Source organism: Polaromonas sp., assembly GCF_018780625.1.
In the GTDB taxonomy this organism is placed as follows: Bacteria; Pseudomonadota; Gammaproteobacteria; order Burkholderiales; family Burkholderiaceae_C; genus Polaromonas.
On the sequence record NZ_JADMJK010000098.1, the window covers coordinates 1 to 22,728 of the forward strand.

The following is a 22,728-nucleotide window of genomic DNA, read 5'->3' on the forward strand; positions in this document are numbered from 1 at the left end:
AAGGGCGAGATCGGCGGCCGCAAAAATGGCGTGCTGATTTCCATGGACGCGGGCGAAATCTTCACCTACGCCCTGGGCAAGCTGGACGACCGCGGCCGCATGTTCGTGCGGGCCAATGACCCGGTGTACGAAGGCATGATTGTGGGTATCCACAGCCGTGACAACGATCTGGTGGTCAACGCCACGCGTACCAAGCAATTGACCAACTTCCGCGTCAGCGGCAAGGAAGATGCGATCAAGATCACGCCACCGATCGAATGCACGCTGGAATACGGCGTGGAGTTCATCGAGGACGACGAGCTGGTCGAAATCACGCCCAAGTCGATTCGCCTGCGCAAGCGCTACCTGACCGAGAGCGAGCGCAAGCGCGCTGGCCGCTAAACAAGCCCCCACGCTCCCCGAGGGGGCGCTGCGCCTGCGGCCTGGCAAAGCCAGTTCCGCGGCCCCTGCTGGTGGAGGCGGGGAGCCCTTGGTAACTGGCCGCTGCGCGCAAAAAAGCGCCAGCGGCCTTTTTTTAACCTGCCTACAGGGATTTTGATGAAGTTGACGCATACCCGCGCCGTTGCCGTGATGGTTCTCGTCACCCTGATGTGGTCCATAGCGGGCGTCGTGACACGACAGCTGGAGTCAGCGCGCAGCTTTGAAGTAACGTTCTGGCGCAGCTTTTTTACCGTGCTGTCCTTGCTGGTCATCCTGCCGGCGTTTCAGGGGCGGGCGGTTTTCTACAAAATCCGCCATGGCGGCTTTGCGTTCTGGCTGTCCGGCGTTTGCTGGAGTGTGATGTTCACGGCCTTCATGGTGGCGATCATGCTCACGACGGTCGCCAATGTACTGATCACGATGGCGGCCGGCCCCCTGATCACGGCCCTGCTGGCGCGTGTTTTCATTGGCCATCGCATTCCATCGCGCACCTGGTTGGCCATCGGCATGGCGGGGGTGGGCATTGGCTGGATGTTCGGCGCGCAAATGGACTTCTCCAGCCACCTTGCCGGCACACTGGTCGCACTGCTGGTCCCGCTGGCCGGTGCCTGCAACTGGACCGTGGTGCAGTACAGCCGCGCCCATGGGCAGAACATTGACATGGTGCCTGCCGTGCTGGTGGGCGCGGCGCTCTCTGCGCTGGTGACCCTGCCGCTGGCCTTTCCCTTTTCGGCGACGCCGCATGACATGGGTTTGCTGGCCTTGCTCGGACTGGTTCAGCTTGCCATTCCCTGTGTGCTGGCGGTCATGTGTGCCGGCGTGCTGAAGGCGCCCGAGATTGCGTTGCTGGCGCTGCTGGAGGTCATCTTCGGAATCCTGCTGGCATGGTTCGGTGCCAACGAGGTGCCCGGACCCAACGTATTGACCGGAGGTTCGCTGGTGATCGGCGCACTGGTGCTTAACGAGATGATTGGATGGAGACAAAAATCATGAACAAGGACGCTATGACGACAGAAGTGAAACAAATCGACGCCAGCAGTGAGGTATTGGCAGAACGCCGGGGAAGCGCAGGGCTCATTACGCTGAACCGGCCCAAGGCGCTCAATGCCCTGTCGCTGCAGATGGTGCGTGACCTGCTCAGCACCTTGCGCGCGTGGCGCGATGACCCGCAAGTACAGGTGGTGGCGATCCGCGGCACCAACAAGATCGGTCGTCCAGGCACGCCTGACAGCCTTTTTGGCGGTTTTTGCGCGGGCGGTGATATCCGTTTTTTCCATCAGGCAGCCTTGGCCGGCGATGCGGCGCTGGAGGAATTTTTTACCGAGGAATACACCCTCAATCACCTGATCCAGACCTATCCGAAGCCCTACATTGCCTTCATGGATGGCGTGGTGATGGGCGGCGGCATGGGGCTTTGCCAGGGCCTTGCCCTGGGCGCCCCAGGGGGCAAAGATGAAGGTGCAGGCCGGGCAAGCCCGTCTGCACGTGCTCAGGGCGCGCGCGTGCGCATCGTGACCGAGCGCACCAAGATGGCGATGCCTGAGACGAACATTGGATTATTCCCCGACGTAGGCGGCGGCTATTTCCTGAGCCGCTGCCCCGGCCATGTCGGTGAATATCTTGCTCTGACCGGCGAGGTGATTGGTGCTGACGAGGCGATTGACTATGGGCTGGCCGATGTCAAGCTGGAGGCGGCGGCCCTGCCTGCGCTCTGGGCGGAACTGGGTGCCACGTCATTTGCCTCGGCAACGGATGCTGACCAGTGGGTCGCTTCAAAATTCATAGCTAACAATTCCCATCCAGTATGCGCTACAGATAAAATTGATGCTTATTTCTCACTACTGCGGGTCAAACACATCGTCGATGCGCTGGAAAAGTCTGAAGACCGGTGGGCACTCAGGACGGCAGCGACGCTGCGCAAGCGCTCGCCGCTGATGCTGCACGTGGTGCTGGAGCAAATCCGCAAAGCACGTACCATGACGCTCGCCGACGACCTGCGCATGGAGCGGGACATGGTGTACCAATGTTTTCACCTGCGCCCCGGCACGGAAAGCGAAACCGTGGAGGGCATACGTGCGCTGGCGGTCGACAAGGACTACAAGCCGCAATGGAAGCCGGCGCGTATTGAGGATGTGAAGCCCGGCATGGCCGATGCGTTTTTCGTCAGTCCGTGGAGCGCAGAAACGCACCCTTTGCGCGACCTGTAAGCAAGCCGCCTGGTTCTGAAAACAGGCATGGCTTGCGGGTTGTGTCGGTTTAGCGGCTGCGCGACTTCATGGCGCGATCCACCTCGCGCTTGCCTTCGCGGTCCTTGATGGTGTCGCGCTTGTCGTGCTCGGCCTTGCCCTTGCCCAGACCGATCTCGCATTTGACCTTGCCGGCTTTCCAGTGCATGTTCAGCGGCACCAGCGTGAAGCCCTTTTGATCAATTTTCCCGATCAGCCGGCGAATCTCTTCCTTGTGCATCAGCAGTTTTTTGGTGCGCACCGAGTCTGGTCGGATATGGGTTGAGGCCGTGCCCAACGGGTTGATCTGGCAGCCGATGATGAAAAGCTCACCATTTCGGATCACCACATAGCCATCGGTGAGCTGCACCTTGCCCTCGCGCACGGATTTGACTTCCCAGCCTTCGAGCACCATGCCGGCCTCAAAGCGCTCTTCAATGTAGTAGTTGAACGTCGCTTTTTTGTTGTCAGCAATACGTATGGCAGCCGCAGCGGCTTTCGGGGACAGATTGCTCGCCGGCTTTCCGGTGGGTTTTCCGGACGAGGCGGCAGCTGGTTTTTTGGAGGAGGATGCTTCTTTGGTTGCCATGGCTAAGAGTTGAGGGCGGCATCGGCTAATACAATTGCACGCAACTTCGCATTGTATGAAAACTGTTCACAAGTCCGTTCTAATTTGGTATAGCCCCGCTGAAATGTTTGGCCTGGTGACCGACGTTGCGAGCTATCCGAAATTTTTACCCTGGTGCAACCAAGCCTCTGTACTGGAAGAAACCGTAGACGGCATGACCGCAAAGGTCGGAATTTCGATTGCCGGCTTGAAGCAAAGCTTCACCACCCGCAACGTGCATGAAAAAGACAGCCGGGTCAGCCTCACACTGGTGAATGGCCCTTTTTCCCATCTCGACGGCGACTGGCACTTTATTCCCCTGGGCGACGGCACGCAGCGCGCGTGCAAGGTTGAATTCACCTTGCGCTACGATTTTAATAATGGCGCCCTGGCCTCGCTGGTGGGCCCGGTGTTTGACAAGATCGCCGCAAGCCTGGTGGACGCCTTTGTCAAGCGCGCATCCCAAGTTTATGGCGAAGCCTGAAGCTGCAAAGGCAGACCCCGTGCATATAGTGCTTGTTTACTCTCCCGCACCGCGCCAGGTCCAGGAATGGAGCCTGGAGCTAGCAGAGGGCACCAGCGTGGAGCAGGCGCTTGCGGCGAGCGGCGTTTTTGAAGCCTTCCCGGCGTTGCTGGCGTCGCGCCTTGCCATTGGGGTCTGGGGCCGAAAAAGCAGCTTGGCGCATCATCTGAGGGACAACGACCGGGTGGAAATCTACCGTGGCCTGCGGGTGGATCCTAAAGTCGCGCGTCGCGAACGGTTTAATCGACAGGGTGTAAAAAGCGCCGGACTGTTTGCCAGGACCCGCGCCGGCGCCAAAGCGGGTTACTGAAAGCGTCCTGACCGGCCAACCACTTCCAGTGATGCCGATTTTTTCAGGTAATTACAGCTTGCATTCGCTGCTGGCAATGCCTTGAAGGCGCTTTTTCTCTGCTGCACGGGCAGCGTCGTCCATGATTTCCCGTTCGCCCTGGGCGTTGGTGACCGCAATCCTGACGCCGGACTCAAAACTGGCCAGACCTCTTTTAGTGCGTTCGCAGTTCTCAGCCCTGGTCTTGGCTATTTGTTCTTCTTCGGCTTTTTTACGGGCAGCTTCTGCCTCTTCCGCCTGTTTTTTTCTGGCTTCAAGTTGTGGATCCTTGCCAGGCAATTTAGGCGCGCTGGCTTTTCCTGCAGCGACGGCGGGTGCCGTCAAGCCGCTAACTGCGGGCGCCACAGTCGGCCGGCTGTCAGGGCCAGACCGTTTCAGGATATTTTTTTGCTGAATATCGGCTGGCGGCGGGCGGTCACTGAAAACCTTTCGCCCGTCCTTATCAATCCACTGCCACTGGGCCCATGCACTGATGGAGAGCGACGCTGCGGCAAGCGCCAGAAGAAGCTTTTTAGGTACAACTTTTAAGTCCATCGGGGCAGTGTAGCGTCGCGCACTAAAGTTTTCCAGCCACTTAAAGCAAAGCTGTTTTTCAGGGCAGGCGCCTGAGTACTTTTGACGCTGCGCGCGCGCAGCGAAGGCAAAAGACAAGGGTACAATCGCGTTTTTGGAGCTTTCTCTATGCGCCTACTCGGCAAAGCCCTCACCTTCGACGACGTATTGTTGGTGCCAGCGTTCTCCCAGGTCCTCCCCAAGGACGCCTCACTTTCCACCCAGTTTTCCCGAAACATTCGCCTGAACATGCCGCTCGTGTCGGCGGCAATGGACACGGTCACTGAAGCCAGGCTGGCCATCGCCATAGCCCAGGAGGGTGGAATCGGCATCATCCACAAAAACCTCACAGCCCAGCAGCAGGCCGCCGAAGTGGCCAAGGTCAAACGCTATGAAAGCGGTGTGCTCCGCGACCCGGTTGTGATTACCCCGACGCACACAGTGCGCCAGGTCATGGCACTGAGCGAGCAGCTGGGCATTTCCGGTTTTCCCGTCATTGAGGGTGGCAAGGTAGTCGGCATCGTGACCGGGCGCGACATGCGCTTCGAGTCGCGCATGGACGTACCCGTCAGCACCATCATGACGCCGCGCGAACGCCTGATCACCATGCCCGATGAGACCGCAACGCTGGCGGATGCCAAGGCGCTGCTAAACAAGCACCGGATCGAACGCGTGCTGCTGATCAATGACGATTTTGAGCTCAAGGGCCTTATCACCGTCAAGGACATCCTGAAACAGACCAGTTTTCCCAATGCAGCGCGCGACGGTCGCGGCCAGTTGCGCGTGGGCGCGGCGGTCGGCGTCGGTGCAGGCACCGAGGAACGGGTCGAAGCCCTGGTCAGGGCCGGTGTAGACGCCATTGTGGTGGACACCGCGCACGGGCACAGCAAGGGTGTGATTGATCGCGTGCGCTGGGTCAAGCAGAACTACCCCCAGATTGACGTGATAGGCGGCAATATTGCGACCGGCGCGGCGGCACTTGCGCTGGCCGAAGCGGGTGCGGACGGTGTCAAGGTCGGCATTGGACCGGGCAGCATTTGCACCACCCGCATCGTGGCCGGTGTCGGTGTGCCGCAAATCATGGCGATCGACAACGTGGCGATGGCCTTGCGCGGCACTGGTGTGCCATTGATTGCCGACGGCGGAATTCGCTACAGCGGCGACATTGCCAAGGCCATTGCCGCAGGCGCCAACACGGTGATGATGGGCGGCATGTTCGCCGGCACCGAAGAAGCCCCTGGCGAAGTGATCTTGTTCCAGGGCCGCAGCTACAAGAGCTACCGAGGCATGGGCAGCATTGGCGCCATGCAGCAAGGCAGCGCCGACCGTTACTTCCAGGAGTCAAGCACCGGCAATGCCAGCGCCGACAAACTGGTCCCCGAAGGCATCGAAGGCCGGGTTCCCTACAAGGGCTCCATGGTCGCCATTCTTTTCCAGATGGCGGGCGGCTTGCGCGCCAGCATGGGTTATTGCGGCTGCGCCACCATTGAAGACATGCGCAACAATGCCGAGTTTGTGGAAATCACCACAGCAGGTATCCGCGAGAGCCACGTGCACGACGTGCAGATCACCACAGAAGCGCCCAACTACCGGGCCGATTAAGCCCTGGGCTTCATCGTGGGGCGCCTGGCAGCAGGCGCTTTTTTACTTGTTCGACTCAAAACCGCCTAAAAACTGTTTGCCATGCAGCACTCCAAAATCCTGATCCTCGATTTCGGCTCCCAGGTCACCCAACTGATTGCCCGCCGCGTACGCGAAGCCCATGTTTTCTGTGAAGTACATCCCTGCGACGTCAGCAACGACTGGCTTCGGGACTACGCCAAAGACGGCAATCTCAAAGGCATCATCCTTTCGGGCAGCCATGCCAGCCTGTGGGAAGACGAGACCTTGCGCGCGCCGCAGGCCGTGTTTGAGCTGGGCATTCCGGTCCTGGGAATCTGCTTTGGCATGTACGCCATTGCCGAGGCATTGGGCGGCAAGGTCGAAGGTGGTCACAAGCGTGAATTTGGCCATGCCGAAGTGCGCGCCCGTGGCCACACAAAACTGCTGGACGGTATTCAGGACTACATGACGCCTGAAGGTCACGGAATGCTCCACGTCTGGATGAGCCACGGCGACAACGTGACCCAATTGCCGCCCGGCTTCAAGGTGATGGCCTCGACCGACTCCTGCCCGATTGCGGGCATGGCTGACGAAGAGCGCAATTACTACGCGGTGCAGTTCCACCCCGAAGTGACGCATACCCTGCAAGGCAAGGCGATGCTGGATCGCTTCGTGCTCGATATCTGCGCGGCGCGTCCCGACTGGGTCATGGGCGACTACATCCTGGAGGCAGTTGACAAGATTCGACAGCAAGTTGGCGACGAGGAAGTCATTCTCGGGCTGTCAGGTGGCGTCGACTCTTCAGTGGCTGCAGCCCTGATTCACCGTGCCATTGGCGACCAGTTGACCTGCGTTTTCGTCGACCACGGACTGCTTCGCCTGAACGAGGGCGACATGGTGATGGAGATGTTTGTTGGCAAGCTGCACGCCAAGGTCATCCGGGTCGATGCCGCCGGACAGTTTTTGGGCCACCTCACCGGCGTCACAGACCCCGAGGCCAAGCGCAAAATTATCGGCCGCGAGTTTGTCGAAGTATTCAAGGCCGAGGCGGCCAAGCTCAAGGCCGCTGATGCCACGTCCAAAGGCGCCAAGTGGCTGGCCCAGGGCACGATTTACCCTGACGTGATCGAGTCGGGCGGGTCCAAGACCAAGAAATCGGTGTCGATCAAAAGCCACCACAACGTGGGCGGCCTGCCCGAGCAGCTAGGCCTCAAGTTGCTTGAACCCCTGCGCGAGCTCTTCAAGGATGAGGTGCGCGAACTGGGCGAAGCGCTGGGTTTGCCGCACGATATGGTCTACCGCCATCCCTTCCCGGGACCGGGCCTGGGCGTGCGAATTCTGGGCGAAGTCAAAAAGGAATATGCCGATTTGCTGCGCCGGGCCGATGCCATCTTTATTGAAGAATTGCGCAACTTCAAGGACCCGGAGACCGGTAAAACCTGGTACGAGTTGACCAGTCAGGCGTTCACGGTGTTTTTGCCCGTAAAAAGCGTCGGCGTCATGGGCGATGGCCGGACCTACGAGTATGTGGTGGCTCTGCGTGCGGTACAAACCAGCGACTTTATGACGGCAGACTGGGCGGAACTGCCTTACGCCCTGCTCAAAAAAGTGTCTGGCCGCATCATCAATGAAGTGCGCGGTATCAACCGGGTGACTTACGATGTCAGCAGCAAGCCACCAGCGACGATCGAGTGGGAATAAGCGCCTCCTCAAGCCCTGAATCACTCTACATTGAAGCCCATGCGCCCTGAGAACGAAGTGCTGCGTCTTGACGCCTTGCGCTCCGCGTACCGTGCCTACGCGCCGCTCGAAGATCGCTTTGGCAGGGTCGCCCTAGGGCCAAACGCTTGCTGCATGTTCCGATCACCTTCACTTCAATCTGTCTGGTTGGCGGACCTGGGCCCACCAGCCACACCGAACGGCTTGTGGACTAATGCGCTGGCAGCATCATCAGGGTGCCGCGACTGATTTTCTGCTCAAGGCCAGCGCGCTTGGCTTTGCTCTTTTACCAACCACGTTCAGGAGACTTGATATGCGGGCAATTTTTAGCGTTGTAAGCCTGATGATCGTGCTGGCTGTGGTTGGGGTATTGGTAAAAAAGCAGCTGCAGGCTCCGCCCCTTGGCCCCGCGTCCCTTGAGCGGCCCGATCAGCTTGACTCGATACTCACACCGCCCGTTGATGCCACGGGCAGCCGTCCTCAAGCGACAAATGAGCAGTTGCAGCAGCAAATCGGGCAGTCGATTGAAAGCTCCATGCGGCAGGCCCGGCCCATACCTGATGACTAACTTAGTACCAAAAAAAAAGTCACTGGCCCAATCAGCTCGGGCTTAGATTGCTATTAAAAAGTAGTATTCATGCCTGACAACCGATTCATGCAACTGGCCCTGGCGCAGGCACGCGAAGCTGCTGCTGCGGGAGAGGTCCCGGTCGGAGCACTGGTGGTCCGGCACGGCCAGGTCATTGCCACCGGCCGCAACGCGCCCATCGACGGGAACGACCCCACGGCCCACGCCGAGATCGTGGCGCTTCGCGCTGCTGCGCAAGCCCTTGGCAACTACCGGCTCGATGAGTGTGAACTGTTTGTCACGCTGGAGCCCTGCGCCATGTGCAGCGGCGCCATGCTGCAAGCCAGACTCAAGCGCGTAGTGTTCGGCGCACCAGATCCCAAGACGGGCACTGCCGGCTCGGTGATCAACTTGTTTGCCCAGCCGCTACTCAACCACCAGACCGAGTTGCAGGGCGGGGTGCTGGAGGGGCAAAGCCGTGCGCTGTTGCAGGAATTTTTTCGCCAGCGCCGATCCGCAAACCGCGAGGCGACCCAACTGGCGCACCCGCTGAGGGACGATGCGCTGCGCACGCCAGATGCCGCTTTCGAAGACTTGCCAGGCTATCCCTGGCCGCCGCGCTACCTTAGCGATTTGCCAGCACTGGGCGGACTGCGCATGCACTACCTGGACGAACAAGGGCAAGGGCAGGGTGGCGATCAAGCACTGACTTATCTTTGCCTGCATGGCAACCCGGCCTGGAGCTACCTGTACCGCAAGATGATCCCGGTATTTTTAAAGGCCGGACACCGGGTGGTGGCGCCGGATCTGATTGGCTTTGGTAAAAGCGACAAGCCCAAGAAGGATCGCTTTCACACCTTCAGCGCGCATCGACAGATACTGCTTGAACTGGTGGAGCGGCTCGATTTGAAAAACGTCGTGCTCGTGGTGCAGGATTGGGGCGGCCTGCTAGGCCTCACGCTGCCCTTGGCCGCGCCCGGCCGCTATAAAGGCCTGCTGGTGATGAACACCCTGCTGGCCTGCGGCGATGCACCGCTGCCCGACGGTATTCTGGCCTGGCGCGAGATGTGTTCCCGACATCCGCAACTTGATCTGGCACGCCTGCTGGCCCGTGACAACCCGCAGATGCGCACTCAAGAGTGCTGTGCTTACAGCGCACCCTTTCCCGACAAGGGCCACCGCGCGGCGCTGCGCGCTTTTCCTGGCATGGTGCCCGCATCTGAAAATACAGACGGCGCCGCCATTTCGCGCGAGGCCCGTGAATTCTGGCGCCAACGATGGAATGGCCAGACGCTGATGGCGATCGGCGCACAAGACACTGTGTTCGGCGAGCCCGTGATGCGCGCGTTGCAGACGCAAATTCGTGGCTGCGGCGACCCCATGGTGCTGCCGCAGGCCGGGCATTTTGTGCCGGAGCATGGCGAGCAAATTGCGCAGCGCGCCATGCAGTTTTTCAAGTTTTGAGCCGTGGGATGCAGTGGGATACTTGTACCCGTGAAAAAACATATCTATATCTACTCGCCCTCCAGCGCTGTGCGCGACAAAGCCAGCTTCAAGCGAGGCGTCAAGCGCCTCCAGACCCTCGGTTATGAAGTTGAAATTGACGAGGCTGCGCTGGCAACCCACCAGCGTTTTGCGGGCGACGATGAAACACGGCTTGCCGCCATCCACCGTGCAGCGGCCAGTGGTGCCGACGTCGCCCTGATTTCCCGCGGCGGTTACGGCCTTTCGCGCATCCTGTCAGGCATCAACTACAAGGCGGTAGCCAAAGCCATTGCCAAGGGCACCCAGTTTGTGGGCCTGAGCGACTTCACGGCTTTTCAGACGGCGCTGCTGGCCAAGACCGGCGCTGTGACCTGGGCAGGTCCTGCGCTAGGCGAAGACTTTGGAAGCGCCACCACGCCGGACGACATCATGGAGGCCTGTTTTGACGATCTGATCACGGGGCAGGGCGAGGGCGCGGGCTGGCAACTGCCCAAAAATGCGACCCATTCAGTCGCTGGCAACGAAATTTCAGAGGGCAATACAGGCACTTTCAGCATCAATAACGCGGTTCTGTGGGGCGGTAATCTGGCCATGCTGTCATCGTTAGTGGGCACACCTTATCTGCCCGCCGTCAAAGGCGGAATTCTGTTTCTGGAAGACGTTGGTGAGCACCCCTACCGGGTCGAGCGCATGCTGACGCAACTGCTACATGCCGGTGTGCTGGCGCAGCAAAAAGCCGTTATTTTCGGGCAGTTTTCCGGATACAAGCTGGTCCCGCATGACAAGGGCTTCAAGTTGGCGACGGTGGTAACCTGGCTGCAGAGCCAGATCAAGGCACGTGTGCTGACCGGACTGCCCTTTGGCCATGTTGCCACCAAAGTGCTGTTGCCAGTCGGCTTCAAAACCACGCTGGCCGTTGAGGGAAGGGATGCCTTTTTGCTCTGGGGACACCAGCATTAATAGCGGGTGAATGTCCGCGCAGCTTTGCCAACCGCGTCAGCGGCCCAGCGGGCTGGGCCTGGAATTGAGGCTGCGAGGCAAAAGTCCTTCGAATTTTCCAGAGATACCCGCCAATTTTTCGCGGGCAATGGTTTCCCCGTGCACCGCTGCCAACACCTTCATCACGTCGCCTCGTGCGTACCACAAGGCTTGGGCGTCATGGGCATAGCGGACCAGACGGATGATGGCGGCGTAATTTTTTTCACCAAATTCACCCATTTCATCCAGAATCAGCTCCCGGATTTCCTCGGTACGGTCTTGCAGCACGGATGGCGTGACATCCCCCGAGCCCAGCAACGCCATGAAGCTGCTTTTTAAATTGAATTTGAACAACTCCATTGGTCACACACTTTCTGCCGGGCGTGCAAGCCCCGCTTGATTCGCGGAAAAAACGGTTGCGATCAGACAAAGACAAATGGCAACCAAAGCACAGCCTGATCCAGACCGTGAAAAATTTAACACTTTTGTCATTTTAATTGCCAATATTCTATTAAAGCAACAAATACTCTATTAAAAATAGTCTAGGAACTTCACATCAACGATATTGAAGCCCACGGCGACATGTACGGTAGCTATTCCCAGAAGAAAAATTAACGTGTCAATGCACGGCGCTCTAATGGAGCGCATATGTTGTAATAACCCTAAATAACTACAAGCAATTACAATCGCCCCATGGCAGAAGTTACCGTCGTTTTTGCTGACCTTACGGGAAGTACAGGTTTTTTTGAATCACTCGGTAATGCCAAGGCTACGCAAGCCATCACTCGCCTGATGCAATGGATGGGCAAAGTCTGCGAAGGCCATGGCGGACACGTCGTGAAGTATTTAGGCGATGGCGCGCTGCTTGTGTTCCTTGAAAACAACGATGCACTGGCGGCCGTGACCGAGCTTCAGCGCATTCACTTCACGCGCATCGAAAACTGGCCCGAGCCGCTCAAAATGCGGCTTCAGGTCGGGATGGCGCGCGGTGAAGTCGTCGAGCAAGATAACGATGTTTTCGGTGACGCAGTCAATGTTGCGTCTCGTCTGAGTGATTTGTCCGGTGCGGACCAGATTCTGGCAACCGAAGCCGTGATCGTGCGTCTGGCACCGGACAGCCCCGTACGCTGTCGATGCCTGGGCTCCCTGGATATCAGAGGCCGTAGCGAAGCTTGCGTGGTGTACAGAGTCGAATGGCAGCCCGAATTGCAATCGGATTTTTTTACGCTGCAGGCTGGCCTGACACCCTCTTTGCCTCAAGCGATGGAGCCCGCCAAAGCCATCAGCCTCTCATGGCTGGACGTCCAGTCCGTATTCATGTCTGACAATCTGCCGATTTTTCTGGGCCGGGATGAGGACTCACATTTTGTCGTGCATGACCCACGGGTCTCGCGCACACACGCCAGAATTGAGTGGCGGGCAGGCAAGTTCTACCTGGAAGATCTCAGCAGCTACGGCACCTGGGTCAGATTCTCAGACAGTGCGGCAGTGGTTGCGCTGCGCCGGCAAGAGTGCGTGTTGCCGCTCGAAGGTGACATTGCACTGGGTGCACCCTTTGAGGATTTCACGGTACCTACGGTCAGGTTCAAGTTTCCTGAAGCCCAAGTCGGGGCATAAAAAAGGTGGTTCGGGATTGATGCCAAGGTGCTTGCATCGGGTTTAGTCAACGGTATACCGCAACGGTTGAACCATCCGTCTCATTCTGGGGCATGCTATCCCTTGATGGTCAACATCGAGACAGGCAGGCCAAAAGCGTGTTCTCCTACGTGCGCAAGGTGACAGTTCCGGCATCAATGCTTGCTGCGATGATTTAAATTGGACGCATGAATAACGACGACAGACATGACCGACTTTCAGCGGCGCGCCAATGAAAATGAGAACTTATCTGGTCGAAGACAACTCGACTATTCGCGACAACCTCATCAGCACGCTGGAAGAGCTTGCGCCGGTCGAAACCGTGGGCACATCGGACACCGAAAAAGAAGGCGCTGAATGGTTGACTAGCCATAGCGCCCATTGGGATCTGGCCATCGTCGATCTGTTTCTCAAAGATGGAAGCGGACTTGGAGTCCTTCATGCTTGCCGCTTTCGGAATGCCCGACAAAAAATGGTGGTCTTTAGCAATTACGCGACCCGCGAAATTCGCTCCCGGTGTGCTCAACTGGGCGTAGACGCCGTGTTTGACAAGTCAACCGAAATTGACGACTTGCTGGCCTACTGCGTGGCCCAGAGCAAAAAGCTGGACTCGGTCGTCAAACCAAGCACTTGATTGTTTTAGGCGGCTTGAAGTTTGACATTCGAGCCTTAATTCATCAATCTGACGAGAAGGCAATCCAATCATGCCAGCTTCCAGCCTGGAGCGTTCTCAGCAGCGCCAGCGCCTTACCCCGTCTTTTTACACGGATGCGATCAAGCGCCAGGTGGCCGATCAACCCTGGCGGTCAACCTTGCTTGCCGCAGCTGCAGGGGCGTTGGCAATGCTGCTCATACGCACCCAGTTGACCAAACGTGCAGAAATCCGAAAATATGAGCGAACGAGGATGCGCTAACACTGTTTATTCCACGCTTTTTATGGAGAACGCGATGTCAGTCAATGTTCCTGCGCCCGAACCTGTTCCGCCGCTTCCAGGCAACCCCGTACCGGAAAAGTTGCCGCCACTGATCGTGCCGCCAGAACCGGGAACACCTCCCGATGTCCATGAGCCGCCGCCGCAAGCACCCGTATTCCCCATTCGTGAGCCCGGCGTTCGTCCACCGCCTCAAGCGGTGTGAAATTGGAGGAAGCTGCCACCGGCTGACGGTAGACCCGTAAATTCACGGTTGTTGAGCTGGTCAGCGTGGCGCTGGCAAGGTTTGCTGACGCTGGTACTCGTCTTTTTTCATGCTCAGATAGGCCTTGCGGTCCACCTCATGCAACTGCCGCGAATACCCTTCGGTCGCATCGAACCAGTACTGCAGTCGTGCCGAAGGTTGCTGCTCAGGCGTTTGACCCAGTGCCGCAAGGTACGCCTCAATGGCAAGGTAGTAGCGCATGGTGTTGCGCTCAACGGTGCCTCGCATGCCGCCAACATAAGCTGCTTTATCGCCTTGGCCGATTTGCGTAAAGCCTACCTTGCCGCGCCCCAGGGTGGACAGGTAAGTCTGCATTGCCAGGCGACCCGCCAAGCCATAGCTGTACGAATAACGCAAATGGATGAACGTCTTGCCATCTGGCAAAGAAACAGACTCAAGCGCGATTCGGTAGTTGCTGGTGCTCAAAGGGCCTTGCTCAGCATTGAGCTGAACCGCCAAAAAGTCTGTTGAGGCAGCGTCCACGCGGTAGGTAAATTCAAGGGGAAATGCCTCTTTCAGAGTCTGCGGCGTTTTCTTCCCGATACTCACCGCCATTTTGCTGGGACTCGTGTCTGCACTTGCACGGCAATATTTGGTGTTGAGATGCAAAATCAGCACGTCACACCAACGGTTCGGGCTTTTGAAAGCGGAGCTAACGCTGCTAAAGGGCGCATCCAGCACGGCGTAGGCGTCACCACTCACCGTCTTGGTGCCCTCAGCGGACTCCAGAAACAACGGCCGCTTGTAAGGGTTTTGCACGAGCTGCGGTAACAGGGTTGCGTGCTTTTCAAGCAATGCGGCCGCACTCGATCCATTGCTCGGCGCAGGCGGCACTTGGGCAGGCACGCTGCCAGCGCCGACCAGGCACAGGGCCAAGACTGCCGGGCGAAAGCGGTGAATAACAAAACTCCAATTTTTCTTCATCGCACAAGTTTGCCAGCCTGCCAGGGCCGTTTTTCCAAAGCGCTCCATCGTCCTACAAAAATTCGTCGTGATGAGGAGGACAGAAAAAACAGGCGGTCATTTTTCGAACAGGCGTGCAGCAGCGTTGGCAAGTGGCACCTGCGACCTGAAATAGCCCAGAACGGTTGAAATACTGTGATGCCCGGTCATCGCCATGGTTTCTGCCAGTGGCACGTTTTGACGCCCCGCCTCCGTGACAAAACCCGACCGCAATGAATGCGCCGAAAAGTCGCCCTCCACACCAGCCAGCGCGCACCGCTGCTTCACGATGTCGCGTACCGAAGCAGGGGAGAGCGCTTCGCCCAGATGCCCCCCTTTGCGCACCTGCCTGAAAATCTGCCCATTTGTGACGCCAGAAGCTGCCAGCCAGGTTGTCAAAGCCTCGGCAGCGCCCCCTAGCAGCGGCTTTCGGTTCTCAGGCAAATCCACGCCAGCCTGATTGGTTTTGGAGTAGGCCAGGGTGTAAATGAAGCCCTCCGGGACCTGTTTCAAAAACCGCATGTCGGCCCCGGCCACCTCCGAGCGCCGGCGGCCGCCGCTGGCCCAGGCAAAGAGGAGCAGGGCACGGTCGCGCTTGCCGCGCAGTGAGTCGTCGCAGGTCGCCAGAATCGCCTGCAAAGGGTCCAGTGTCAGCGCCTCTTTTTTCTGGGGCATGACCCCACGTTTGGCGTAGGCCTTGCGGGTGCGCGACAGCAATTCACGCACTTTGGGGTCGTGGCATGGGTTTTTGAGTTCCCGTAACTGATGCGCCTTCGACAAAACAGCAATCCGGTGCACCAGCGTGTTGTGCGCCAAGGCGCCCAGCTTGCCTTTGTAGCCGGCCTCGACCAGCGCCCTGTCAATCTCGGGCGGCAACTCGGACACCAGCCCGTTGTCTGTGGTGCGCTCGGCATGGTCGACGATGAACTGGAGTATGCAAGGCGTAGGCACCGGCAGATCAATCTGCTGGCCATATCGAATGCCGTACCAAGCCGCCCAGTAACGCAGCGCACTGCGGTAACTGAGCAGCGTGTTTTTCGACTCGCCTTCGCGCAGCAATTCATCAATAGCGTGCTGCGTCACGTCACAGAGATCAGCAGGCTGCAGTGCAGGGACGTTTTGGAGGCGTGGCAGGTACATCAATGGACAAGCAGTTATTTAATAAAATTTATCATACATAAGATGTATGATAAATAACAAATTATAGTCATAGGTCACGATAACAATCTCTTATCGTTGGTAAATGTAGCAAGGAAATCAAAGCGATGCAGTCAAAAAGTACGCGGGGAGTTCAGCAAGACGAAATATGGGCCGCCGCCGATGCCTTGCTGAAGGGTGGCCTGCGCCCGACCATAGAGCGGGTGCGCCAGAAAATGGGGCGTGGTTCGCCCAACACAGTCAGCCCGATGCTGGAAGCGTGGTTTGCCAGCCTGGGTCCACGTCTTGACGTAACACCTGCCCAGGAAGAAGCCGGACACCTGCCGGCGCCAGTCTGGCAGTCCATGACGCAGTTGTGGGATACAGCCATACTCTCGGCCCGCGAGCAAGCCGATCAGGATCTGCTCAGGTCACGGCAGCAACTCGCTGACGAGGTCCACGCACTTGACCTAAAAAAAGCCAAACTGAACCGTGAAGCGCAGGTCATAAACGACAGACAGAGCGCAGTGGATCAAGCTGCGGACATGGCACGGGCTCACATCCTTGAACTCGCCAGCCAGCTCAAGGAGTCTCACACACGCATGACCCGCCAGGAAGATGAAATTGATGAACTCCGTGCGCGCCAGGCGTCCGCAGCAACGCAGCATGTGGCAGACCGACGCCGCATCGACGAAGAAACGCAGCGTCACGCTGAGGAGCGCGTTCGATTTGAGGAGCGCGCTTCTGCCAATGAGCGGCGCCTTCTAGGGGAGCTTGATCGGGCCAGACAGGGCACCAAGCAGGCCCAGCTAGCCCTTGCAGAAACCGAGCGGCGCTCGCAAGCGGCAATCAAAGGCCTGGAATTGGCAAAGCAGACCCTGGACGACCAACTATCGCAGGTGCAGTCAGCACTTCAATCCACGCAACAAGCGCTGGCCTCCGCCAACGAGCGGTCACTGGAGCTGCGCGATCTGTTGGACCGGGAGCGCACGGCGACCAGCGGCGCTTTTGAGCAACTCAATCGACGCCTCGCAGAGGCTGCGACTGAAGTCGCCACCGAGGTGGCGCACAAAAATCCGACCATGGCCTTGCGCAGCAAGCGCTTATCAGTCCAAAAGGGCTGATCTTTGGGCTATGGGGTGTATCGCGACTAGCGATTGAATTTCGGCGAGGGGCGCCAAAACACGATACTTTGCGCATATTAGTTAACATAATATACATCGTGGAATATCTAAAATGTGCCAAATGACGCAGAAACCAACGCTGGCTATGCCACATCCATTCACCATTGGCCGGCTGGCCGCTTGCTGCGTATAAAGGTCGCGATGGCTTCCGCCGAATCGGGCCGATTCGCGCGCTGTGCAAACTGCAGCGCGGTCAGTCCTTGCTGGTTCTTCAGTTGCGGGTCGGCGCCTTCCTGCAACAGCAGCTTGACGGCTTCGGGAGAACCGTACATGGCAGCCATCATCAAGGGCGTAGTTCCATTGGGCGACTCAGCGTCAATGTAGGCGCTGTGCTCTATCAGTAAGCTGATGATGGCCAGTTGCGCGCTGCTGGCGGCGTAATGCAAGGCCGTCCAGCCGGTCTTGTTCACGTCGGCGCCTCTTTTGATCAATTGCGCAGCCAGGTCCTGCTGGCCTTTGAGGGCCGCCAGCATGAGTGGACTTTCGCCCTTGAGGTTAAGTCGGTTTACGTCGGTTTTAGGCCAGTTGATCAGGACCTGTGCGGCTTTGAGCGAAGGCTCGGTCAGCGCGAGATAGAGGCCATGCTGGCCTTTCGGATCAGGCGTATTCGCATCAAAGCCGCGTGCCAAAAGCGCCTGGAGTTTGGCCGGATTGTCTTGTTTGATGGCGTCGAAAAAATCCTCGTAAGAACCAGCATGTACAACGCCACACCCAACAAAAACGAACAGATAGACTAGTTTTTTCAGGTGGCTGATGAGGTCTTTTTTCATGCCATGATCCCCTTAAAAAGTTGCTCGAAATTGCGGCTGGTGACCTCAGCGATAAGTTCAAGAGGCTGCTGCTTGAGTTCGGCAATCTGCTGCGCGACAAAGGGAACATACGAAGGATTGTTGGTCTTGCCGCGGTAAGGCATGGGTGCCAGATAAGGGCTGTCGGTTTCGATCAGCATGCGGTCCAGCGGCACAAAGCGGGCCACTTCGCGTATATCGCCCGCTGTCTTGAAGGTCAAAATGCCCGAAAACGAGATGTAAAACCCCAGGTCAAGCGCCGCACGCGCAACGGCCTGCGTTTCTGTGAAGCAATGAAAAACACCCCCGGCCCGCCCACTACCCGCGCCCTCACCCTCCTCCCTCAAAATGGCCAGCGTGTGGTCCGACGCGTTGCGGGTATGGATCACCAGCGGTTTTGCGCACTGACGCGCCGCGCGAATGTGCACCCGAAAGCGTTCGCGCTGCCACTCCATATCGGCCACAGTGCGTTCTCCGAGCCGAAAATAATCAAGTCCGGTCTCGCCAATGCCCACCACTTTGGGCAGGCTGGCACGCTCAAGCAGGTCTTGCAGGCTGGGTTCCAGTACATCCTCGTTGTCGGGATGCACACCCACCGTCGACCAGAAGTTGCTGTAGGTCGTGGCAAGTTCGTGGACGGCCTCAAACTCCTCCAGCGTGGTGCAGATGCACAGCGCCCGGTCCACTTGGGCGTCTTGCATGGCCTGACGAATCTGCGGCAATTGGGCCTGCAGCGCAGGAAAACTCAAGTGGCAATGGGAATCTGTAAACATTCAAGAATCAAAGTTTAGGTAAAAATGGGCTGTATGCCCAGCGTTTACGGCACTAGAAGCTATCAAAAACATAGCTACAAATCTCTCACCCCATGCAGGACAAGGGCGAAGCATCTCCTAAATGGTCTGCGTGGGCCGCTCGGACGCCAGATGCGCACCGAGGATTTCTTCAATCTTGAGCTTGAGCAGACGCGATTTTTCGTCAGACGGAAACCGAACGCCAACCCCCTGGGTCCGGTTTGAAGAAGCCCGAGGCGGCGTGATCCAGGCCACTTTTCCGGCTACCGGGTAGCGCTGCGTGTCCTCCGGGAGTGTCAGCAGGATGTAGACGTCATCGCCCAGTTTGTAGTCGCGCGCCGAGGGAATAAAAACGCCGCCCTCCTGAAACAACGGAATATAAGCGGCATACAGCGCTGCTTTTTCCTTGATGGCCAGTTGGACAACGCTGGGCCGGTTGACGACGGCAGCAATGGAACTGGCGGGGTTGGTGGTGGTCATGGTCTTAGTTTATCGGTTTGGCGGCATCTGTATAGTGCCCGGATGCTGGCGTTACGGCATGCGCGGACTTATCTGGCACTGAGTGCCAGTTGGGCGCGGCTGACCAGGGTTTCCAGCAGCAAACCCGCGTTGTAGGGATGCTCCACAGTGCGCGCGATCGTACTCAGCTCTTTGGACCAGCGGGTGAGCGCGTAAAAACCGGGCGGGGCTGGACTGCCCGCGATGGGCTTACCCGCTACGGCCGGCGGTGGAAATGCCAGGTCAACAGCGCTGAAAAATCGGGGCGAAGCCCCTACCCTGACGGCCAGCACATCGTGGCAGAGCTTTTGCAGCGCATCGACCGCCAGCGCCGGCGCCCAGTTGGCCAGCACGCTGACGTCGCCCCGGGCCATCGCTTTCGGCAACGCGTGCCAGTGCTGGGCAGCCTCGCTGGGTGGGCTGCTTTGCGCCCACGCCAGGGCGTCGGCTGGGCGTCCGCCGACAGCCACCAGCAGTGTCTCCAGATCGGCAGCATCGGGTGACCGGATCACCTTTTTGGCGCTGCCCTCGCCCTCGCTGGGGCGACTGGCTTCCTGCAGCAGCCAGTCCAGTGCGGGTTCAAATTCGGGCCACAGCATGGTGTGGCCCAGGCAGCGGCTGCGAATGGTGGGCAGCAGCTGGTGCGCCGACTCGGTCGCCAGAACAAACTTCACGGCACCCGGTGGCTCTTCCAGCGTTTTGAGCAGGGTGTTGGCTGTGATGTTGTTCATGCGCTCGGCTGGAAACACCAGCACCACCTTGGTATTGCCGCGCGAGCGCGTGAACTGGGTAAACGACACCGCTTCGCGCGCTGCATCGACCTTGATTTCCTTGCTTGGCTTGCGCTTTTTGCTGTCTAGGTCGTCCTGCGTTTTTTCGTCCAGCGGCCAGCCCAGCGCAAGCGACAGGGTTTCGGGCATCAGCATGCACAGGTCGGCATGGGTGTGCACGTCCACGGCATGGCAGCTGCCGCACTGACCGCAAGCGCCCTGCGCCGTCGGCTTTTCGCACAGCCAGGCCCGGGCCAGCGCCAGCGCCAGCTCAAACTGGCCCAGTCCCGAGGGACCAGTGAGCAGCCAGGCGTGTCCGCGCTGGGTTAGCAGGCCTTCCAGCTGGGTTTGCAGCCAGGGCGCCAGGCGCTGCGGACGGGTCATGACAGCCAGCCTTTGGCAACAAACACTTGCTGCACAGCCCGCCACACCGCTTCGCGGGTTTGCGAGGCGTCAATCCGGGCAAAGCGTTCCGGATGGCCTTGCTGGCGGTCGGCATAGCCTTGGGCCACGCGGCGGAAAAATTCCACGGGTTGCGCTTCAAATTTGTCGGGAATGCGCGCGCCGGCCAGCCGCGCTGCGGCTTCTTCGGGCGCCAGGTCAAACCAGACCGTGAGGTGCGGCTCGATCACGGTTTCAACTTCGGGCTTCATCGGCGAATTGCCGGCTGGATCGCCCAGCAAACCTTCGTCCGCCTGCACCCAGCGCTCCAGCGTAGACAGCACGTTCAGGTCAAACCCGCGCCCGCTGCCCTGGTAGGCAAAGGTGGCATCGGTAAATCGGTCGCACAGCACGACATCGCCACGCAGCAATGCGGGCGCGATCACACGCACAAGGTGGTCACGCCGCGCCGCAAAAATCAGCAGGGACTCGGTCAGCGGGTCCATCGGGTCGTCCAGCACCATGGCGCGCAGCTTTTCGGCCAGCGGCGTGCCGCCGGGCTCCCGGGTCAGCGTCACGGCCCTGCCCTGCGCCCTGAAGGCGTCTGCCAAACCCGTGATGTGCGTGGACTTTCCTGCGCCGTCTATGCCTTCGAAGCTGATGAAAAGGCCGTGCATATTCATGGTTTGGATTGGCTTCTCAGGTATTTGTTGACGGCGCGGTTGTGCTCGTCCAGGTTGCTGCTGAACTGGCTTCGGCCGGTGCCGTCATTGCGGGACACAAAGTACAAGGCCTGGGTGGGCGCGGGCTGCACGGCGGCCAGCAAAGCGGCCTTGCCCGGCATGGCGATGGGCGTGGGCGGCAAGCCGGCGCGCGTGTAGGTGTTGTAGGGGGTGTCGGCCTGCAGGTGGCGCTTGCGCAGGTTGCCATCAAACTCGGCACCCAGGCCGTAAATCACGGTCGGGTCGGTCTGCAGCAACATGCCCGCGCGCAGCCGGTTGATGAAAACACCGCCAATTTCCGCGCGATCGGCGGCCATGCCGGTTTCTTTCTCGATGATGCTGGCCAGAATCAAGGCCTGCTCCGGCGTTTTCAGCGGCGTGTCCGGCTGGCGCAGCGCCCAGGCGGCGTCGAGCCGCTTGTCCATGGCGCGGGCGGCGCGCTTGAGCACGGCCAGGTCGCTGGAGCCTTTGGCATAGGTGTAGGTGTCGGGGAAAAACCGGCCCTCGGGGTGCACCCCCGTCCTGTCCAGCTTTTGCATGATGATTTCTGAGCTTAACCCAATAGATTCGGGCGTTAGCTGCTCTGCTTTTTGCAGCGCCGCACGCACCTGCGTGAAGGTCCAGCCTTCCACCAGCGTCACGCTTTTGAGGGCCTCCTCGCCGCGCACCAGCATGCGCAGCAGTTTGCGCGGGCTGGTGCCTGGAACCAACTCATAGCTGCCAGCCTTGATCTGCCGGGCCTGCCCCGACAGGCGAAACCAGGCCTGCAACAGCGGCTCCGGCACATCGGCGCCGCTGGCCACCACCAGGGCGGCCACGCCGCGGGTGCCGGGCTCGATTTCCAGGTCGACCACCTGGCTGCCCGGCTGCAGCCGCAGGGGCATCGGTTGGTTCAGCCACCACCAGGCCGCACCCGCCAGCAGCAGCGCAGCAACAAACGCCAGTTTCAAAAAACCTGTAAAGACACGACCCACAGCGCAACTACCTTTTCAATGCAGAACAAAAGTTCAGAGGGCAATGATAATTCAGCCCATGCCCACCACCCCAACGCCCCACCCCATGACCATGCCCGGCCCTGCTCCAATTATTTCCGGCATTGCCGAGTTGACACATTGGGGCGTCATTCGCGTCGCGGGTGAAGAAGCCACGAAGTTTTTGCAGGGCCAGCTCACGCAGGATGTGGCCTTGCTGGGCTTGTCAGAAGCCAGGCTGGCGGCTTTTTGCAATGCCAAGGGCCGCATGCAGGCCAGCTTTATCGTGTTCAAACGCAGCCACGACGAGGTGTTGCTGGTGTGCAGCCGGGATATTCTGGCCGCCACGCTCAAGCGCCTGTCGATGTTTGTGCTGCGCGCCAAGGCCAAGCTCAGTGACGCGAGCGCGGATTTTACGCTGTACGGCGTGGCTGGAAGCGCTATTGAATCAATAGCTGACAACCGAAACGCCACCTGGGCCAAGGTCGATTTAGAGGCCGCAAGCCTGGTGTTTTTACACCCCGGTGCGGGCCAAGCACGCGCGCTCTGGTGCGCCCCGGCTGGCACGCCCGCGCCTGAAGGCCCGCAGCTCGATCTGGCGCTGTGGCAATGGCTGGAGGTGCAGTCAGGCATTGCCATGATCACCCAGCCGATTTTTGAAGCCTTTGTGCCGCAAATGCTCAA

General features: G+C 59.1%; 24 protein-coding genes and 2 pseudogenes. 15 read left to right on the top strand and 11 right to left on the bottom strand.

Annotation, left to right across the window (positions count from 1 at the left end; all coding sequences use genetic code 11):
* The 3 genes and pseudogenes from IV091_RS09095 to IV091_RS09105 all read left to right on the top strand — a co-directional run.
* Positions 1-381 (top strand): annotated as a pseudogene (locus IV091_RS09095) (translational GTPase TypA); the annotation flags it as partial.
* Between the two features lie 156 nt (positions 382-537).
* Positions 538-1,413 carry a DMT family transporter gene (locus IV091_RS09100; protein ID WP_293467854.1) on the top strand — a complete coding sequence of 292 codons (876 nt, stop codon included), beginning with the start codon at positions 538-540 and terminating at the stop codon, positions 1,411-1,413.
* Positions 1,410-2,627: an enoyl-CoA hydratase/isomerase family protein gene (locus IV091_RS09105; RefSeq protein ID WP_293467857.1), complete on the top strand. Its 1,218-nt coding sequence runs from the start codon at positions 1,410-1,412 to the stop codon at positions 2,625-2,627. The genes IV091_RS09100 and IV091_RS09105 overlap by 4 nt, the downstream gene beginning before the upstream one ends.
* A 49-nt stretch (positions 2,628-2,676) precedes the next feature.
* Here the strand turns inward: IV091_RS09105 and smpB are convergent, their stop codons facing one another.
* A complete protein-coding gene (gene smpB, locus IV091_RS09110; RefSeq protein ID WP_293467860.1) occupies positions 2,677-3,234 on the bottom strand; it encodes an SsrA-binding protein SmpB in 558 nt (185 codons plus the stop codon).
* A 55-nt stretch (positions 3,235-3,289) separates the two neighbouring features.
* On the opposite strand from smpB, the gene IV091_RS09115 reads away from it, so the two are divergent.
* Complete coding sequence (locus IV091_RS09115; protein WP_293467863.1) at positions 3,290-3,736, top strand: type II toxin-antitoxin system RatA family toxin; 447 nt, start codon at positions 3,290-3,292, stop codon at positions 3,734-3,736.
* Positions 3,723-4,085 carry an RnfH family protein gene (locus IV091_RS09120; protein WP_293467866.1) on the top strand — a complete coding sequence of 121 codons (363 nt, stop codon included), beginning with the start codon at positions 3,723-3,725 and terminating at the stop codon, positions 4,083-4,085. The genes IV091_RS09115 and IV091_RS09120 overlap by 14 nt, the downstream gene beginning before the upstream one ends.
* Positions 4,086-4,136: 51 nt before the next feature.
* On the opposite strand, the gene IV091_RS09125 is transcribed toward IV091_RS09120, so the two are convergent.
* The gene (locus IV091_RS09125) at positions 4,137-4,775 is read right to left on the bottom strand and encodes a DUF4124 domain-containing protein (RefSeq protein WP_366806989.1); all 639 of its coding nucleotides are present in this window, start codon (positions 4,773-4,775) and stop codon (positions 4,137-4,139) included.
* A 30-nt stretch (positions 4,776-4,805) separates the two neighbouring features.
* On the opposite strand from IV091_RS09125, the gene guaB reads away from it, so the two are divergent.
* The 5 genes from guaB to IV091_RS09150 all read left to right on the top strand — a co-directional run bounded on the left by guaB (position 4,806) and on the right by IV091_RS09150 (position 11,010).
* Positions 4,806-6,278 (top strand): IMP dehydrogenase, encoded by a 1,473-nt coding sequence (gene guaB, locus IV091_RS09130; protein ID WP_293467869.1) that lies wholly within the window; start codon positions 4,806-4,808, stop codon positions 6,276-6,278.
* An 81-nt stretch (positions 6,279-6,359) separates the two neighbouring features.
* A complete protein-coding gene (gene guaA / locus IV091_RS09135; RefSeq protein ID WP_293467872.1) occupies positions 6,360-7,979 on the top strand; it encodes a glutamine-hydrolyzing GMP synthase in 1,620 nt (539 codons plus the stop codon).
* 232 nt (positions 7,980-8,211) lie between these two features.
* On the top strand, positions 8,212-8,565 hold the full coding sequence (locus IV091_RS09140; protein ID WP_293467875.1) for a hypothetical protein: 354 nt from the start codon (positions 8,212-8,214) through the stop codon (positions 8,563-8,565).
* Between the two features lie 69 nt (positions 8,566-8,634).
* Positions 8,635-10,029, top strand: a complete 1,395-nt coding sequence (gene tadA / locus IV091_RS09145) for a tRNA adenosine(34) deaminase TadA (protein ID WP_293467878.1) — start codon at positions 8,635-8,637, stop codon at positions 10,027-10,029.
* 30 nt (positions 10,030-10,059) lie between these two features.
* Positions 10,060-11,010: an LD-carboxypeptidase gene (locus tag IV091_RS09150; RefSeq protein WP_293467881.1), complete on the top strand. Its 951-nt coding sequence runs from the start codon at positions 10,060-10,062 to the stop codon at positions 11,008-11,010.
* A 36-nt stretch (positions 11,011-11,046) separates the two neighbouring features.
* On the opposite strand, the gene IV091_RS09155 is transcribed toward IV091_RS09150, so the two are convergent.
* A complete protein-coding gene (locus IV091_RS09155) occupies positions 11,047-11,388 on the bottom strand; it encodes a hypothetical protein (protein ID WP_293467883.1) in 342 nt (113 codons plus the stop codon).
* Between the two features lie 333 nt (positions 11,389-11,721).
* Between IV091_RS09155 and IV091_RS09160 the strand changes: the two genes are divergently transcribed.
* From IV091_RS09160 to IV091_RS09170, 3 genes are all read left to right on the top strand, one after another.
* Positions 11,722-12,645, top strand: a complete 924-nt coding sequence (locus IV091_RS09160; protein ID WP_293467886.1) for an adenylate/guanylate cyclase domain-containing protein — start codon at positions 11,722-11,724, stop codon at positions 12,643-12,645.
* A gap of 250 nt (positions 12,646-12,895) precedes the next feature.
* Positions 12,896-13,297 carry a response regulator gene (locus IV091_RS09165; protein ID WP_293467889.1) on the top strand — a complete coding sequence of 134 codons (402 nt, stop codon included), beginning with the start codon at positions 12,896-12,898 and terminating at the stop codon, positions 13,295-13,297.
* Between the two features lie 70 nt (positions 13,298-13,367).
* On the top strand, positions 13,368-13,577 hold the full coding sequence (locus IV091_RS09170) for a hypothetical protein (RefSeq protein WP_293467891.1): 210 nt from the start codon (positions 13,368-13,370) through the stop codon (positions 13,575-13,577).
* A gap of 283 nt (positions 13,578-13,860) precedes the next feature.
* On the opposite strand, the gene IV091_RS09175 is transcribed toward IV091_RS09170, so the two are convergent.
* Together IV091_RS09175 and IV091_RS09180 are read right to left on the bottom strand one after the other, a co-directional pair.
* Positions 13,861-14,832: a hypothetical protein gene (locus IV091_RS09175; protein ID WP_293467893.1), complete on the bottom strand. Its 972-nt coding sequence runs from the start codon at positions 14,830-14,832 to the stop codon at positions 13,861-13,863.
* A 48-nt stretch (positions 14,833-14,880) separates the two neighbouring features.
* Entirely contained in the window at positions 14,881-15,942 is a 1,062-nt protein-coding gene (locus IV091_RS09180; RefSeq protein ID WP_293467895.1) for a tyrosine-type recombinase/integrase, read from the bottom strand.
* 125 nt (positions 15,943-16,067) lie between these two features.
* On the opposite strand from IV091_RS09180, the gene IV091_RS09185 reads away from it, so the two are divergent.
* Entirely contained in the window at positions 16,068-17,063 is a 996-nt protein-coding gene (locus IV091_RS09185) for a DNA-binding protein (protein WP_293467897.1), read from the top strand.
* A gap of 158 nt (positions 17,064-17,221) precedes the next feature.
* On the opposite strand, the gene IV091_RS09190 is transcribed toward IV091_RS09185, so the two are convergent.
* The 6 genes from IV091_RS09190 to mltG all read right to left on the bottom strand — a co-directional run bounded on the left by IV091_RS09190 (position 17,222) and on the right by mltG (position 22,023).
* Positions 17,222-17,893: an ankyrin repeat domain-containing protein gene (locus tag IV091_RS09190; RefSeq protein WP_293467900.1), complete on the bottom strand. Its 672-nt coding sequence runs from the start codon at positions 17,891-17,893 to the stop codon at positions 17,222-17,224.
* On the bottom strand, positions 17,890-18,684 hold the full coding sequence (locus tag IV091_RS09195) for a TatD family hydrolase (RefSeq protein ID WP_293467903.1): 795 nt from the start codon (positions 18,682-18,684) through the stop codon (positions 17,890-17,892). The genes IV091_RS09190 and IV091_RS09195 overlap by 4 nt, the downstream gene beginning before the upstream one ends.
* Positions 18,685-18,801: 117 nt before the next feature.
* Positions 18,802-19,182 carry a PilZ domain-containing protein gene (locus IV091_RS09200; RefSeq protein ID WP_293467906.1) on the bottom strand — a complete coding sequence of 127 codons (381 nt, stop codon included), beginning with the start codon at positions 19,180-19,182 and terminating at the stop codon, positions 18,802-18,804.
* A 68-nt stretch (positions 19,183-19,250) separates the two neighbouring features.
* A complete protein-coding gene (locus tag IV091_RS09205) occupies positions 19,251-20,354 on the bottom strand; it encodes a DNA polymerase III subunit delta' (protein WP_293467909.1) in 1,104 nt (367 codons plus the stop codon).
* Positions 20,351-21,034, bottom strand: coding sequence for a dTMP kinase (tmk, locus tag IV091_RS09210; protein ID WP_293467912.1), 684 nt, complete (start codon positions 21,032-21,034; stop codon positions 20,351-20,353). The genes IV091_RS09205 and tmk overlap by 4 nt, the downstream gene beginning before the upstream one ends.
* The gene (mltG, locus tag IV091_RS09215) at positions 21,031-22,023 is read right to left on the bottom strand and encodes an endolytic transglycosylase MltG (protein ID WP_366806990.1); all 993 of its coding nucleotides are present in this window, start codon (positions 22,021-22,023) and stop codon (positions 21,031-21,033) included. The genes tmk and mltG overlap by 4 nt, the downstream gene beginning before the upstream one ends.
* 82 nt (positions 22,024-22,105) lie before the next feature.
* Here mltG and IV091_RS09220 point away from each other — a divergent pair.
* Positions 22,106-22,728, top strand: a pseudogene (locus IV091_RS09220) (folate-binding protein); the annotation flags it as partial.